We start from the raw sequence: 15,904 nt of genomic DNA on the forward strand, positions 1-15,904 counted from the left end.
TTTTAAATATTTAATTAATAATCTATTGCAAATTTCAATCCATACCCTAAACTTCTAGTTAAATATACTGGATGGGTTGGATGGGTTACACTTTATTGGACACTAATTACATAGACAAGTGAACAAATTAGTTAAAAGAAAGGAATTATAATTATGGTCACTATTAACTCATATTCAGATGAATTTAAAAAACAAATAGTAGCTTTATATCAAAGTGGCAAATCAGTATCTTGCCTTGTTAAAGAATACAATGTTACAAGAGCAGCTACTTACAATTGAATTAAGCAATTTACTAATTCAGGTAGTTTTAAAACTAAAGATAATCTTTCAGATTTAGAAAAACAATTAATTCAAGCAAATAAAGAATTAAAACAGTTACGAATGGAAATTGATATTTTAAAGCAAGCAGCACTAATAATAGGCAGAAAGTAGAGATTATTGCAAATAATAAATCTAAATATAAAATTCGCACAATGTGTCATTTTTTAAAACTCTCTAAATCAACATATTATTTTAATTTAAAGAAAAAAAATAAAATTCAAAATAATATTTATGAACAAGCTGTTATTAGTGCTTTTAAAGAAAATAAAGAAGTTTATGGTACTAGAAGATTAAAAGTCATACTAGCAAACCAAGAAATTTATTTATCACGCAGAAAAATTAAAGAAATTATGAATAAGCATAATTTAATATCAAAATACACTAAATTATCATTCAAAAATTATCATAATAAAGTCAATGATAGTCAAATAACCAATCTTGTTAATAGAAACTTTAATAATAGAATTAAAAATGAAGTTATTGTTAGTGATTTAACTTATGTTCAAGTTAATGGTAAATGAAACTATATTTGCCTATTAATCGACCTATTTAACCGCGAAATTATTGGACATAGTGTTGGAGTTAAAAAAGATGCATCATTAGTATATCAAGCATTTATGCAATCAAATCACTGTTTAAAAGATATTGAAATATTTCATACTGATCGCGGTAATGAATTCAATAATAAAACTATTGATAAACTTTTATTAGCTTTCAACATAACTCGATCTTTAAGCAAAAAAGGATGTCCTTATGACAATGCTGTTGCTGAAGCAACTTTTAAAACTTTCAAAATTGAATTTATTAATGATAAAAATTTTACATCATTAATCCAATTAAAATTAGAATTATTTGATTACATCAATTGATATAACAACATAAGAATTCACAGTACTCTAAACTACCTAACTCCAATTAGTTATCAAAAACAAATGTCTACCAAAAAATAGTCCTAAAAAGGGTTGCCATTCCAAATTCAAGCAAGTAAACCAGTAACCAATAAAACTATGAAAATTATAAAAAATTTACGATATTTTTTCATAAAATCTCCTTTTAAAAAAATTATTATTAATAATTTCAATTCCTTATTTAAATTAATAATCATAGAAAGAAAAAAATGTACCTTCTAGAAATTTTATATTTTTGTTTGCTTTTTTTGAAATTGATAACTAAATCATTACCATTATTTTTTCATTTCATTTTGAATAGTAATTTATTATTTATATAAGTAAAAAATGCACTTCTATAAATTTTAAAAGTGCATTTTATTTAAACTTATTTTTTATCCTAAATCTTCATCTTTTGTTAGAATTTCGCGGTTAGGATTTTGTTCAACTATTAATTGTTTGTAAATTGTATCACGATATTTTACACAACCATCAATAACATTATCTAAAGGATTTTGAGCAACACGTACTTCAAAAATATCTCCCTCATATTTTTGACGAATTGGTTTTGTACCTTTTTCAGCTTTAACTTCGATGAAATATTCCTTAGCCAATTCTTCTTTAATAAATTCATCAATTTTTTTAATGTAAGCTCCACCACCACAAATTGTGATTCCCTTACCTTTTTTCTTTAAGTCACTAACACTACCAGCAGCTTTTTCCCCAGAAGTTCTTAGTACTCTACGAATTGATGGAATAACATGTTCTCTAAATTGAACTTGCATTACATTTTCACGAATTTCTTCTGGTGTAATTTCAATAGTTTTAGAAATTGACATTGTTTCTCCTGGCTGAGAGTCTAATCTAGGTAATGAAACACCTGAAATAGTATATGGTTTTTCATCTTGATATTTCATAAGTGAACCGATGTTCTTTTTAACATCTTCTGCTTCTTTAGTACCAATTTTTAAAGCATGCTTTTTAGCTATGTATTCTTGAATTTTTTGTGTTAAATAGTCTCCAGCACAATGTGTTGTATATGAATATAGGATTGAATCGTTGCTAAGTACGGCAATATCAGTACTTCCCCCACCAATATCAACACACATAATTGCAGTTCCAAAAATATCTTGGCCTGAACCTAATGCTGCCATTTTAACTTCTTCTTGAACAAATCCACGAAGTGCTCCTAAACGATGAACTATATTTTCTAATGCTTCTCTTTGTACTGAATTAATTTCACTTGGTGTTGCCATTAAAACAATTAAATTACGGTTTTTATCAGCTTGTTTTGAATCTTTAATTTCAAGTCTAAAATCTTGAAAAATTTTAGCAAGCATACGTTGTAAAGCATCTGGATCAGCAATATTACCATCACGAACTGGACGCTTAATAACAACATTTTCATTTGTTTTATCAATTAAAGCTTTAGCTTCTTCACCATAAAGAATAACATTTTTTTCATAGTCTTCAGCAAGATAAGTTGGAGCATCATATGTAAGTCCAATGTTAACATACCTTGCTTTAAAGTTTTCTGTTCCAACATCTAAAGCTAATCATTGGTAGTCATTAATAGACTTAATATTACTTTTTTTATTTAAGTTTTCTTTGGGTTTTTTATCAAATAATCCCATTTTTTTTCCTCCTTCTACACACCTGGAATTTTAATTACTTGGTCTAATGAATCCTTTTTCATATACATCTTGTTTATGAGTTTCATAGGCTTGAGTCCCTCTAATTACACATTCTCTTGGATTATTAGCAGATACCACATGTTCTAAATTTAGTCGTTTTTTTAGATAAGTTGTAATATTTTCAAGCAAAGCACCCCCACCAGTGATAGTTAAACCGTCTTTCATAATCATTTCTGAAAAGGCAGGTCCAGCTTTATCAATAATGTCACTACATAGTGCAATAATTGGTTCAAAGGCTTCAGTAACTACTCTAGCTACTTCTTGCTTAGGAACTGTAATTTGTTCAGGTTTTTTAGTTTTAGTACTTTTTCCATGGATAGTAATTTTATTTTCACTATCTTTTTCACCATCTATTCAAATACCACCACTAATTTTTGTTTTTTCAGCCTCCATTGAGCTAAGAGATATATAGTGCATTTTTTCAAAATGTTCTTTAATACTACGTTCAATAGCATTTCCAGCAATTGGAATTGAATCTTGAACAATAACTTCTCCACTTGATAAAATGGCACAGTCAGAAGTTCCACCACCAATATCAAGAATAAATACTCCTGAAGCATCTCAAAGTGCTTCCCCAGCACCAATAGCTGCCAATTTTACTTCAGGAACAATAACAACTTTTTCAGCTTTCATTACGCTTTCATTACTTGCATTATATCTATTGGGAAATTTATCACTATAAATTGGAATTTTAGCTATTTTTTTTCCTTGTAGAATTTCACGTAAAACAGTTCTATCTAATTTATAAACCTTAGATGGAATAGCTACAAGTGCTACTGAATTTTCTCAAATTTTTTCAGCTTTCACATCAATAATTTGTGTAAAAATTTCAGTTAATAAAGCAATCAAAGCATTATTGTCACTAATAACACCATTAGCCATTGGTTCTCTGAAAATTTTATTCGCTGGAGTTTTTTCCTTCATTAATAAAGCGGCTTCACCAATGAATACTTCTCCGTTTTCTGTATCAAATACAATTGCTGATGGTTGACTATAAACAACCCTTCCATTAACTCTGACAATTAAATTTCTTGTTCCTAAATCTAGAGAAACAATATTAACGTCTTGGTTATTGTGTCCGTCATTAGCAACCTCTATTTTTGTTGCCATATAAAAATCATCTCCTTTTCCCACTCAAATTAATATTTATTTATTAAGTTGATATATGTTAATATTACCACATGTAGATTTGCTAGTAGTAAATTTAGCATATATGATTAGTTGGCTAACTATTTGTTTAATTATTACTAGTATATAATTAACTAAAAATGTGAATTGGAGAATAATAATGGAAAATCCAAAAAAAATATTGAAAAAATACGACTTACATGCAGTTAAAAAGTTTGGACAAAACTTTTTAATTAATAATAATATAATTGATAAAATTGTTAAAACTAGTAATTTTAAAGATGAAGATGGCATTGTTGAAATTGGAGCCGGCATTGGTCATTTAACTAATAAATTACTCAGCACTGCGCAAAAAGTTGTGACAATTGAAATTGACAAAAAATTAATTCCTGTTTTAGAAAAAGAATTAAATGAATACAAAAATTTAAAAATTATAAATGATGATTTTTTAAATTTAGATTTAAAAAAAATCATTAATGAAGAATTTGCAATAAATCAAAAAATTCATGTAATTGCAAATTTGCCTTATTATATTACTTCACAAATTGTTTTAAAATTATTAGAAAATATTGAATTATTTGATTCATTTACATTAATGATGCAAAAAGAAGTTGCACAAAGATTTTGTGCTAAACCTAAAACTAAAGTATATAATAATCTTTCTGTTATGTGTCAATTTTATTGTGATGTTAAAATTATTTTTGATGTTAGTCCTAATAATTTTACTCCGATACCTAATGTTACAAGTAGTGTTGTTTATTTTAAAGTAAATCCTAAATTTCAACTTGATGAACCACAATTATTTTGAAAATTTGTAAGAAGTTGTTTTGTTAATAAGAGAAAAACATTAGTTAACAATTTGGGTATTTATTTAAATAGCAAAGAAAAAGCCGTTAATTTAATTAACGACTTATCTTGATCATTAACAATAAGATCTGAAGAATTAACATTTTCAATGTTTTACCAGTTATTTACTATTATTAATAATAAATACCTTTCAGAATAATTATTAAAATTAATGATATTAGAATGTGGATAATAAGTATATAAAACACCTCAGCAATAATCCTTGTTTATTAATAAACATATTTTTAAATATTTATTATCCGTTAACTATTATAATGATTTTATTTTTTCTTGCAAAAGATATAACTTTTTATTAATTATTTTTAATTAATAGTCTTTAAATTTAATATACTTAAATTGTAATAAACATTGTATAATGAAATTATAATTATAATTTTTAGAAACATGTAAAGGAGGATTTAATGAATAATGTAGAAAACATTGTAGTTTTTGGTTTAAGTGCTAGTCAAAAATTTACACAAGAAGTTTGTAAAAAACTTAATATTGAACCTGGAAAAGCAGAAATTAGTCGTTTTGCTGATGGTGAATTTAACATTCAATCTATAACATCAGTACGAGGGAAAGTGGTATATATTATCCAATCAACTTCGCCGCCAACTAATGATAATTTAATGGAATTATTAATTTTTGTTGATGCTTTAGTTCGTGCATCTGCTGCTAAAATTCATGTAGTAATTCCTTATTTTGGTTATGCTCGTCAAGATCGAAAACAAGGTGGTAGACAACCTATTACTTGTAAACTTGTTGCAAATTTATTAACTGTTGCGGGTGTTGATCGTGTTATTACTGTTGATTTACATTCACCACAAGAACAAGGATTTTTTGATGTTCCTGTTGATGATTTACGAGCAACTCAAGATTTAGCATCTTATTTAATTGAAGAAAATTTAACTAATTTAGTTGTTGTATCTCCAGATCATGGTGGTGTTACTCGTGCTCGAAGATTGGGTAATTATTTAAGTGTACCTTTGGCAATTATTGATAAAAGAAGAACAACTCCTAATCAAAGTCAAGTTAAGTTTGTATTAGGAGATGTTAAAGAAAAGAATGCTATTATTATTGATGATATGATTGATACAGGTGGTACTATTATTAATGCAGCAAAAGCTATTAAAGAACATGGTGCAAAATCAGTTTATATTTTAGCTACTCATGGTATTTTTAGTGGTCAAGCTTCAAAAAATTTGAAACAAGCTGTTATTGATGGAATTATTAAGGAAGTTGTTATTACTAATACTATTGAAATTTCTGAGGAAAAAAAGTTTAATGGTTTAAAAATTATTTCAATTGCTGATTTTATTGCAAAAATGATTGATGCTTCAATTAATAATAAATCATTAACAAAAGTTTATGATGATAAAACAAATGAATTAATAAAAAAAATTAATAATAAAAATAGTAAAAAATAATAAAGAGGAAATTTAAAATAGATGAAATTAGTTATTGGATTAGGAAACCCATGTAAAGAGTATGAATTGACACGTCATAATATTGGTTTTATTATTATTGATATGATTTGTGAAACATTACAATTAAAAATTAATCAAACTAAATTTAATGGTCAATATGTTAAAACTGTTGTTAATGGCACTGATGTTATTTTTTTAAAACCATTAACTTTTATGAACTTATCAGGTTTTTGTGTTTCAAATTTTATGAATTATTTTAAAATTAAAATTGAAAATGTGTTAATTATTCACGATGAAGTTGATTTAAATTTTGGTCAATTTCAATACAAACAAAAATTTAGTGCTGCTGGTCATAATGGAATTAAAAGTATTTTTAATCAAATTGGTAGTAAAGATTTTCAAAGATTAAGAATTGGTGTTGGTAAAAATCCTAATTTTAACACGGCTGATTGAGTTTTGAGTAAGTTTAGTAATGATGAGTTAAAGAATATAAAAGATCATAAACAATTTTTTGTAGAAAGCATTAGTAGTTGAATTACTGATAGTAAATTTGAAAATATTATGAATAAATATAATAAAAAATAATTAATATATTATAAAAATATTAAAGAATATTTTCATTTTTATGTTTTCTACATAAGTAAACATAAAGTTGTGTTTCTTTTTCTTTTTTAATTTTTTCTAATTCTTTTTTTATTTCTTCAATTAATAAAATATCATTTTGTGTTTGCTGATATTGATTTATTTCATTTATTTTTTCAAGTTTTGCTTCTAGTAATTTTTGCTTACAAATAGGACAAAGTTTGTCAAAATCATCATTATTATCATTTTGAAAACTGTCATTATCAAAATTTCATTTCATTTTTTAAGTTTCCTTTACTAGTTTATTTTAATAACAATATTTTGATAATCATTATTAAATAATTATATAATTAATTTATAAATTTATAAATACTTTTTTTGAGTATAAAGGAGACAATATGAAAGCAAAAAAAAATATAATCAAACCAACAATAGAAAAGGCAAAAACTAAAGTTGAACAACTTAATAAAACTATTAAACCAAAAGTTAAAGATGTAAAAAAAGCAACTAAAGTAAAAACGCAATCAATAAAAACTGACACTGTTAAGCCAACCATTAATAAGATGAAAGTAGATTTTGAAAAATCAAAACATATAATAAAAGAAGAAAATCAAAAAATTGCTAATAAAATTGTTAATACTAAAAATATTTTAATATCAAAAATTGATCAACCAAAACCATTTAAAACTACCGCTATTATTGGTTGTCAATGAGGTGATGAAGGAAAAGGTAAAATAACTGACTATTATAGTCAAAATTCTGATGTTATTGTTCGTTGAAGTGGTGGTGATAATGCCGGACATACAATTGTTTTTGATCATCAAAAATATAAATTAAGTATTATTCCTTCTGGTATCTTTAATAAAGATTCATATTGTGTTATTGCTAATGGTTGTGTTGTTAATCCAGAAAAATTAGTTTCTGAAATTGAATATTTAAAAGCTGCCGGTTTTAGTTGTCAAAATTTACGGATTTCTGATCGTGCTCATATTATTTTACCTTATCATTTAGCATTTGATGAATATGAAGAAAAAATTAAGGGCGATAAAGCTATTGGCACTACTAAAAAAGGAATTGGACCTTGTTATGCTGATAAAGTTAATCGGATTGGAATTCGAATGGGTGATTTATTAGATAAGGATCGGCTATTAGAATTGATTACTGATAATTTGTTAATTAAAAATAAAATATTAAAAAATGTTTATGGATATGAAAAAGAATTTAATGCGCAAACAATATATAATCGTTTATTAGAATTATTACCATACTTTAAAGATTTAATTATTGATACTGGTCAATTTTTAAATGAACAATTAGTTAGAAATAAAAAGATATTATTTGAAGGAGCACAAGGTACTTTATTAGATTTAGATCATGGTACATATCCTTTTGTAACATCTTCTAATCCAAGTGCTAGTTCAATTGCTATTGGTTCAGGTATTTCTTTAAAAGCAATTAACGAAATTATTGGTGTAACTAAAGCATACAGTACAAGAGTTGGTGCTGGTGCATTTCCTAGTGAAGTTTTTGGTAAATTAGCAGATTATATTCGTATGACTGGTAATGAATATGGCACAGTTTCAAAAAGACCAAGAAGAATTGGATGATTTGATGCAGTTATTGCTAAGTATAGTGCACAAATTAATGGATTTACTAGTTTAGCTATTATGTTGTTAGACGTGCTTACTGGTATTGAAACATTAAGCATTTGTACGCATTATACTTTAAATGGCGAAATAATTAGATACATACCTTCTCAAATTAATAACTTTAATAAATGTCAACCACATTTTATTACTATGCCTGGCTGAAATGAAGATATTACTAATATTACTAGTTATGATGAATTACCAGAAAATGCTAAAAATTATTTAAAAAAAATTAGTGAGTTGGTGGGTGTTCCAATTAGAATATTTTCTGTTGGTCCAGATCGTAAACAAACTATATTTATTAAGGAGTAAAAATGATTGAACGTTACGAAACAAAAGCAATGACTAATATTTGAAATATGAAAAATCGTTTAAACTTATGAATGAATTTTCAAATTGATGTTTGTGAATCATTACAACATTTAAATATAATTCCTCTTAAAGATTTTCAATTAATTAAAAAAAATGCTAAATTAGATATTGAATTAATGAATAAATTAGAATTAGAAACTAAGCATGATGTAGTTGCTTTTACTAGAATGTTGAGTGCTAACTTAAAAACTGAAAGTCGTTGAATTCATTATGGTTTAACTTCAACTGATATGGTTGATAGTGTCCAAAATCTACAAATAAAATTTTCAAATGAAATTATTGAAAAAGCTTTAATTACTTTACAATTGAAATTAAAAGAGTTAGCGTTTAAATATAAAAATCAATTAGTAATTGGTCGCAGTCATGGTATTTTTGGTGAACCAACTTCATTAGGATTAAAATTTGCTTTATGATACGATGAAATAAATAGACAGTTAGTAAGGTTGGAATTAGCAAGAAAACAAGTTGAAGTTATTAAGATTACGGGTGCTATCGGTAATTTTGTTCATATTTCGCCAAAAGTTAGTGAATTTATTGCTAAAAAATGAAAAATGGAAGTTGACAGTTGTGCTACGCAGGTAGTACAACGTGATCGTTTGATTTTTTTAATTACACAATTAAGTTCAATTGCTACAACAATTGAAAAAATAGCTTTAGAAATTCGTTTGAGTCAACGTAGCGAAGTTAATGAACTTTTAGAGGGATTTTCTATTTCACAAAAAGGTTCAAGTTCAATGCCACATAAAAAAAATCCAATTGGTTCTGAAAATATTTGTGGTTTAGCAAGATTAGTTCGAAGTTATAATAGTATAGTATATGAGAATAATTTATTATGGTATGAACGTGATATCTCTCATAGTTCTAATGAACGCATTATGTTACCTGATATTTATCATATATTAGATTTTATTATTAATAGAATGACAAATATTTTAGATAATTTAGTAATTAATACTAGTGCCATGGCAAATAATATTGCTAAAGCTAATGAACTTTATTTTTCACAAGTAATTTTATTGACTATTATTAAAAATAATCCAAAAATAACACGTGAAATTGCTTATGATTTTATTCAAAAATGCACTTTAGAAGCACAAAATAAAATGATTAATTTTAAAGATGTATTAATAAAGAATAATATTAATCAATATTTAACTAGTGAACAGTTAAATGAATGTTGTAATAATAATATTTTTTTAATAAATGTTGATTATATTTTTAAAAAAGTTTTTAAAGATAAATAATGTTTAATATTAAATTTAATTAGCATTTAATTTATTAATTTTTATTTTTTTTTATTTTATCTAATAATCAATAAATATAAAAGATTAAGAAAATATTGTAATTAGTCACTAAATTATATAAGTTTAAGGAGTGAAAATTATGAAGAAATACAAAATCGATAATAGTTTTCCTTTTATAAATCAACATTTTAATTTTATTACAAGCTATGATGATAATGAAGAACATTTTTATGATGTTTTAGATGATCGATACTTAAAAGATAATGGAGAATTAGATATTAATTTATTAAAAAAGAAAATTAATAAAATAAAAATAATATTATATTATATTATATTAGTAATAAGAAATATAAATGTGAAAAAACATTGCAGTCATATATTAAAAAACAATCTATATTTCTTTCTTATAATATAAATAGTATTAAAAAGTTAGAAATTTTCGAAAAACAAAAAACAAGTAAAATTTTTAAATTTAAGAATAAATTAGTTAAGTTTTTAACTTTTGGTTATTATAATTTTGAAAAAAAACGAATTAACAAAATAGTATGTGAAAAAGTTAATATAAGTAATCAAAAAGAAGAATTGAAAAAGGTTGGATTAAAAATTTTAAAACTTAATAATATTTTAGAAAAAATAGAAAAAGAAAAAAGAAGACAATGAGAAAAAAATGATCTTTTGAGACATTGATATGATTTTGCAATTTCAGGAAAATTACAAAATCAACCATTAATGAGTAATGGTAAATCAGTATTTACCAGTAAATAATTATGATAATGAAAAAAGTAGTGTTATTTCACACGTAAATAGTGATTATCAGTTTTACTTAAATGTTGATATAGATGCTGTTAACTCTGATAATGGTTTTAATAAAAATCAATATCAACAAAAATGTTCGATTTTATAAAAAAATAAAGATTAATAAAATATTATTAATTTAAATAAGTATTACAATAAAAAATACTATTTTAATGTAAAATTATAATTATTAAATTTAGGAGCAAATAATGACAAAAAAATTTTATATTACTACCCCTATTTATTATCCTAGTGCTAAGTTACACTTAGGACATGCTTATACAACAATTATTGCTGATGTTTTAGCTCGCTATAAGAAAATGCAAGGTTATGAAGTATTCTTTTTAACTGGAAGTGATGAACATGGTCAAAAAATTGCTAAAAAGGCGGATGAAAATAAACAAACTCCACAAAAATTTGTTGATGATATTGTTGTTGGGTTTAAGAATTTATGAAAAAACTTAAATATTGATTATGATAAATTTATTAGAACAACTGATAAAAATCATATTTTAAGTGTTCAGAAAATATTCAGCAAATTATTAAAACAAAATGATATTTATTTGGGAAAATATGAAGGCTCATATTGTATTTCTTGTGAAGAATTTTTGACAGATAGCCAAATTAATAAAACTAATAATACATGTAAAATATGTCAAGGTAATATTACTACTTTATCAGAACCATCATATTTTTTAAAATTGGAAAAATATACTAAACAATTATTAAAATATTATGATGAACACCCATTATTTTTATGACCACTTAATCGTAAAACGGAAATGATTAATAATTTTATTACGCCAGGCTTAGAAAATTTAAGTGTTACTAGAACGAGTTTTACTTGAGGGGTACCAGTATTAGAAAATCCAAAACATGTTATTTATGTTTGAATTGATGCATTAAGTAATTATTTAATAGGATTAGGTTATTTACAAGATGATGACATTAATTTTAAAAAATTTTGACTAGATTCAAATTGTGAAATTGTGAATTTAGTTGGTAAAGAAATTAGTCGTTTTCATATGATTTATTGGCCAATTTTATTAATGGCATTAAACTTGAGACAACCAAATCGAATTTTGGCTCACGGTTGAATTACTAATGAAGAAGGAAAAATGTCAAAATCAAAAGGTAATGTTATTGATCCTTTAGTATTAGTAAATCGTTATGGTGCAGATGGATTACGGTTTTTTTTAATGAAAGAAATTATTATTGGTCATGATGCAAAATATAGTCATGAATTATTTTTAAATTGTTATAACTCTTATCTTGTTAATGATTTAGGTAATTTGCTTTCGCGAACAGTTACAATGATCATTAAATATTGTGATGGTAAAATTCCCAAAGTTAATTTAAATAAGTTACAACCAGAAGCAATAGAAATAATTAAAATTATTAAAAGTACTATTAATGATTTTAATATTGAAATGGATGAGTATCAAATTCATGAAGCAATTAATGTCGTTTTTAAATTAATAACTAGTGGTAATAAATTAATTGATTTAACAAAACCATGAGATTTACATAAAAATAATAAAACTATTGAATTACATAATATTTTAAATTTATTAGCAAATATTTTAATTATTAGTAGTGCTTTATTAAGTCCAATTTTGGTTAATAGTTCATTAAAAATTCATGAACAATTGGGTGTCTTAAAAATTACTAAACCAATAGTCAATATTAACTTGAATGAAGTTTTTAATAAATCTGTTAATAAAAAAGAGTTATTATTTCCAAGATTAAATATCGAAGATGAATTATCATTTTTAAACAATGCATTTAAATAAAATATAAGAGTTATTAAAAAAATGTCAGTTATAGATAATAAATATCCAATTCATTTTGTATGAATTGGAGAAATACCAATTACTGTAAGAAATAATATAATTTATGCGGCTTTATTACACCAACATGAACGTGAAGTTATTTTATGAATTTCTAAAAATGAAAAAAATAGAGAAATTACTGAAAATGAAAAACAACAACATAAGTTACTTAATAATATTAAAATTATTAGTTTAAAAGAAATAGAAAATTTAGAAAATAATGATGTAGTAATATTTGAACAAATATTTAAAAATAATAGATTAGCAATTAAAGAAAAACTAAAATCAGCATCAGATTTTATAAGAATTGTTATATTAAACCAATATGGAGGCATTTATTTAGATGGTGATGTTGAATTAAAACGTTCACTCCCTAGATTTCTTTATGCTTGTTATGGTATTTTATTAAATATTAAAATTAAAAAAATGATAATTATAAATTATATTTTGATACAGATTTTTATGATGTAATTGTTGTCACAAAACATTCTAAAATTATTAGTAAGGTAATAAATGAATTAAGAGAAGAATTAGATCAAAAAAATAATCCAACATATGATGTAGGAGAATTGGTAAAAATTCAAAAAATTGTTAATTATATAATTGAAAATAATTTTAAAGAAGAAGAAAAAGAAATATTATATGATGCTAATAGTCAGTATATAGGAGTAGATTTTTATTCAATGAAAAATAATTTATATTTTTCATTAAAGACTTTTAGAAAAATGGCATTTCCATCAGAATTATTTTCTTCTTTCGATATTGGTTATCAACACGGTTCCAATAATTGAAATGAAATAAATGAAACCGAATATAATAAACAAAGAAGATTACAAAAAATATCAGAAGAGTATGCAAAACAAATAAAAATAATAGAAAACATTTCAATAATGATTACATTTGAAGGTAATTATAGTGAAAAAAATAAATTTTTATTTCAAAAGCATTTTCAAAAACTTAAAGAGATTTATAATGAGTATATATGAATAATAATTAATATTAAAACTGATTTAGGAAAAAATAAGTTAAAAGTTATTGAATGAAGTAATAAAAGTAAAGATGAAATAAATATTGAAGGTAAAAAAAGAGAATACAGTTTAAACTATCAAGTAGAAGAAAAACAAAAAAATACAACAAAATTTGAGGCTTTTTAATAATCTGTGTATCTTTGTTTTACAAAGTTACTAATTTAGATTAATTCTGTCTTCAAATTTTATCATAAAATGAGCAATTGCTGTATTTCAATTTTGAATAGGCAATGTTCATTTTTTTGTTATATTTTCAATTGCCAAGTAAAATATTTTGAAAACTGCCATATCATTAGGAAAAACTTTTTTATTTCTGATGATTTTTCGTAATTGACTATTAACAGATTCAATAGCATTTGTAGTATAAATCACTCTTTTGATTTCTACTGGATAACTAATAAAAACCATTAAATTATCTCAATTTTTATATCAAGATTTAGTAATTTGAGGATATTGTTTATTTCATTTACTTTCAAACGATTCTAAAGCTTGCATTGCTTGTTCTTCACTACATGCACTATAAATTGGTTTTAAATCTGCAACTAGACCTTTTCGATGTTTGTATGAAACATATTTTAAACTATTTCTAATTTGATGAACAATGCATAATTGATGTTCTGTTTTAAGATAAACTGATTGTATTGCTTCTGACATGCCTGTTAAATTATCACTACAAGCAATAAGAATATCATTTAAGCCACGATTTTTCATTTCTGTGAAATTAGATAATCAAAACTTAGAACCTTCATTTTCACTAATTCATAATCCTAAAACATCTTTTTTGTCTTCTAAATCAACTCCTAATGCTATATAAACTGATTTGTTAATAATCCGTTTATCTTGTCGTACTTTAACTACTATACAATCAAAATAAACAATAGGATAAATACTTTCTAATGGTCGATTTTGTCATGCTTTAACATCATCAATAACATCATCAGTAATTTGACTAATAACATTTTCACTAATATCAGCACCATGATATAACTCTTGCAACTGCATTCTAATGTCAGATAATGTCATTCCTTTTGCATACAAGGAAAGAACTTGTTGATCAAAACCATCAAATCTTCTTTGCCTTTTAGGAACTATTACAGGAGTAAAATTACTATTGCGATCTCTTGGTACATCAATTTCAATTTTACCTTGTTGAGTTATTAATTTTTTTGAACTTGTACCATTACGAGCATTTTCAGTAGTACTATGTTGATTTTTTTCATATCCTAAATAATTTTGCATTTCAGAATTCAACATTTTTTCAACTAATCTTTTTGTTAATTCTTTATATAAACCGCCAGGTTTAAAAACTGTTGTTAAATCTTCAGTATTTTCTAGTAATAAATCTACTGCTTTTGATATTGGATCATTATTATTAAAGTTATCTTTTTTAGCCATCTGTAACTCACTCTTTCTAGTCATTTAATTATATTTACTAGAATTAATTAAACATAGTTATTTTTGTAAGTTACACAGATTACTAAACATTTCCCAAAATTTTTATAAAAAAATAAAAAATGTATAATTTTTTTATACATTTTTGGTGAAAATTAAGAGTTAAATGTGAAATTTATTCGGGTTCATAAAATGGAACAATAACTTTTAAAGTATCTGGCTCTTCAGTTTTTAGTAAACGTTTGTCAATTTTATAAAGGTTACTATTAGACATTGCAATTCAATCCAATAAGTCTTTTTCATAAGCAATTTCTTCATAGAAATCAATTAAGAATCAGTCATAAAATTTCGCAGTTAAATTATCATTATTTTCACGAGCACTTTTAATAAGTTTATTAGTAAAATCAAGTAATTCTTCTTTAGTAGATTTTAATTTTTTTAATGCTTCTTCAATGTTTTTTGTAGTAAAAGTTGGAACTTTAATGTCTTTAATTTCAACTTGAGCATCTTGATCCATTAAATAGTTACAAATTTTACGAATATGAACAACAGCATCAGCTGCTTCTACTTGGAAGAAGCGTGCAAACCCAGGATATCCTTTTTGATTTGCATCATTACTTAATTTAAAACTAAGCATTTGATATTTTAGATGTTCACTAATATAATCATTTAGATCATCGTTAATTTTTTTAATCATTAAATAC

17 protein-coding genes are annotated in these 15,904 nt (G+C 24.4%); 12 read left to right on the forward strand and 5 right to left on the reverse strand.

Going from position 1 to position 15,904, the window contains the following annotated elements; genetic code table 4:
* Positions 1–153: 153 nt before the first annotated feature.
* A protein-coding gene (locus tag AAHM95_RS02950; RefSeq protein WP_338975281.1) for an IS3 family transposase occupies positions 154–1,271 on the forward strand; the annotation gives its coding sequence in 2 pieces (ribosomal slippage) (positions 154–424 and positions 424–1,271; 1,119 coding nt in all).
* 332 nt (positions 1,272–1,603) lie between these two features.
* Here the strand turns inward: AAHM95_RS02950 and AAHM95_RS02955 are convergent.
* Both AAHM95_RS02955 and AAHM95_RS02960 read right to left on the reverse strand, forming a co-directional pair.
* The gene (locus tag AAHM95_RS02955) at positions 1,604–2,842 is read right to left on the reverse strand and encodes a rod shape-determining protein (RefSeq protein WP_342274056.1); all 1,239 of its coding nucleotides are present in this window, start codon (positions 2,840–2,842) and stop codon (positions 1,604–1,606) included.
* 30 nt (positions 2,843–2,872) lie between these two features.
* Positions 2,873–4,012: a rod shape-determining protein gene (locus AAHM95_RS02960; RefSeq protein ID WP_342274057.1), complete on the reverse strand. Its 1,140-nt coding sequence runs from the start codon at positions 4,010–4,012 to the stop codon at positions 2,873–2,875.
* A 178-nt stretch (positions 4,013–4,190) separates the two neighbouring features.
* Between AAHM95_RS02960 and rsmA the strand changes: the two genes are divergently transcribed.
* The 3 genes from rsmA to pth all read left to right on the forward strand — a co-directional run bounded on the left by rsmA (position 4,191) and on the right by pth (position 6,891).
* Positions 4,191–5,036 carry a 16S rRNA (adenine(1518)-N(6)/adenine(1519)-N(6))-dimethyltransferase RsmA gene (gene rsmA, locus AAHM95_RS02965; RefSeq protein WP_338978412.1) on the forward strand — a complete coding sequence of 282 codons (846 nt, stop codon included), beginning with the start codon at positions 4,191–4,193 and terminating at the stop codon, positions 5,034–5,036.
* A gap of 262 nt (positions 5,037–5,298) precedes the next feature.
* On the forward strand, positions 5,299–6,306 hold the full coding sequence (locus tag AAHM95_RS02970) for a ribose-phosphate diphosphokinase (RefSeq protein WP_286641660.1): 1,008 nt from the start codon (positions 5,299–5,301) through the stop codon (positions 6,304–6,306).
* 21 nt (positions 6,307–6,327) lie between these two features.
* Positions 6,328–6,891, forward strand: a complete 564-nt coding sequence (gene pth / locus AAHM95_RS02975; protein ID WP_342274058.1) for an aminoacyl-tRNA hydrolase — start codon at positions 6,328–6,330, stop codon at positions 6,889–6,891.
* 19 nt (positions 6,892–6,910) lie between these two features.
* Here the strand turns inward: pth and AAHM95_RS02980 are convergent, their stop codons facing one another.
* Complete coding sequence (locus AAHM95_RS02980) at positions 6,911–7,168, reverse strand: hypothetical protein (protein WP_252320612.1); 258 nt, start codon at positions 7,166–7,168, stop codon at positions 6,911–6,913.
* A gap of 118 nt (positions 7,169–7,286) precedes the next feature.
* Here AAHM95_RS02980 and AAHM95_RS02985 point away from each other — a divergent pair, with 118 nt between their 5' ends.
* From AAHM95_RS02985 to AAHM95_RS03020, 8 genes are all read left to right on the forward strand, one after another.
* Positions 7,287–8,849 (forward strand): adenylosuccinate synthase, encoded by a 1,563-nt coding sequence (locus AAHM95_RS02985; RefSeq protein WP_342274059.1) that lies wholly within the window; start codon positions 7,287–7,289, stop codon positions 8,847–8,849.
* A 2-nt stretch (positions 8,850–8,851) separates the two neighbouring features.
* Positions 8,852–10,153, forward strand: a complete 1,302-nt coding sequence (purB, locus tag AAHM95_RS02990; protein ID WP_342274060.1) for an adenylosuccinate lyase — start codon at positions 8,852–8,854, stop codon at positions 10,151–10,153.
* Positions 10,154–10,292: 139 nt separating this feature from the next.
* A complete protein-coding gene (locus AAHM95_RS02995) occupies positions 10,293–10,568 on the forward strand; it encodes a hypothetical protein (RefSeq protein ID WP_342274061.1) in 276 nt (91 codons plus the stop codon).
* Positions 10,520–10,918 (forward strand): hypothetical protein, encoded by a 399-nt coding sequence (locus tag AAHM95_RS03000; RefSeq protein WP_342274062.1) that lies wholly within the window; start codon positions 10,520–10,522, stop codon positions 10,916–10,918. The genes AAHM95_RS02995 and AAHM95_RS03000 overlap by 49 nt, the downstream gene beginning before the upstream one ends.
* A complete protein-coding gene (locus AAHM95_RS03005; RefSeq protein ID WP_342274063.1) occupies positions 10,890–11,057 on the forward strand; it encodes a hypothetical protein in 168 nt (55 codons plus the stop codon). Before AAHM95_RS03000 ends, AAHM95_RS03005 begins: the two co-directional genes overlap by 29 nt.
* Positions 11,058–11,157: 100 nt before the next feature.
* Positions 11,158–12,741 carry a methionine--tRNA ligase gene (metG, locus tag AAHM95_RS03010; RefSeq protein WP_342274064.1) on the forward strand — a complete coding sequence of 528 codons (1,584 nt, stop codon included), beginning with the start codon at positions 11,158–11,160 and terminating at the stop codon, positions 12,739–12,741.
* A gap of 21 nt (positions 12,742–12,762) precedes the next feature.
* The gene (locus AAHM95_RS03015; protein WP_342274065.1) at positions 12,763–13,251 is read left to right on the forward strand and encodes a glycosyltransferase; all 489 of its coding nucleotides are present in this window, start codon (positions 12,763–12,765) and stop codon (positions 13,249–13,251) included.
* Between the two features lie 98 nt (positions 13,252–13,349).
* Positions 13,350–13,934, forward strand: coding sequence for a hypothetical protein (locus AAHM95_RS03020; RefSeq protein ID WP_342274066.1), 585 nt, complete (start codon positions 13,350–13,352; stop codon positions 13,932–13,934).
* Between the two features lie 30 nt (positions 13,935–13,964).
* On the opposite strand, the gene AAHM95_RS03025 is transcribed toward AAHM95_RS03020, so the two are convergent.
* Entirely contained in the window at positions 13,965–15,203 is a 1,239-nt protein-coding gene (locus AAHM95_RS03025; protein ID WP_342274369.1) for an IS256 family transposase, read from the reverse strand.
* Positions 15,204–15,375: 172 nt separating this feature from the next.
* Positions 15,376–15,897: a ferritin-like domain-containing protein gene (locus AAHM95_RS03030; protein WP_342274067.1), complete on the reverse strand. Its 522-nt coding sequence runs from the start codon at positions 15,895–15,897 to the stop codon at positions 15,376–15,378.
* Positions 15,898–15,904 lie beyond the last annotated feature (7 nt).

The sequence above is a fragment of the Spiroplasma endosymbiont of Phycita roborella genome (assembly GCF_964031195.1).
Classification (GTDB): Bacteria; Bacillota_I; Bacilli_A; order Mycoplasmatales; family VBWQ01; genus Spiroplasma_E; species Spiroplasma_E ixodetis_A.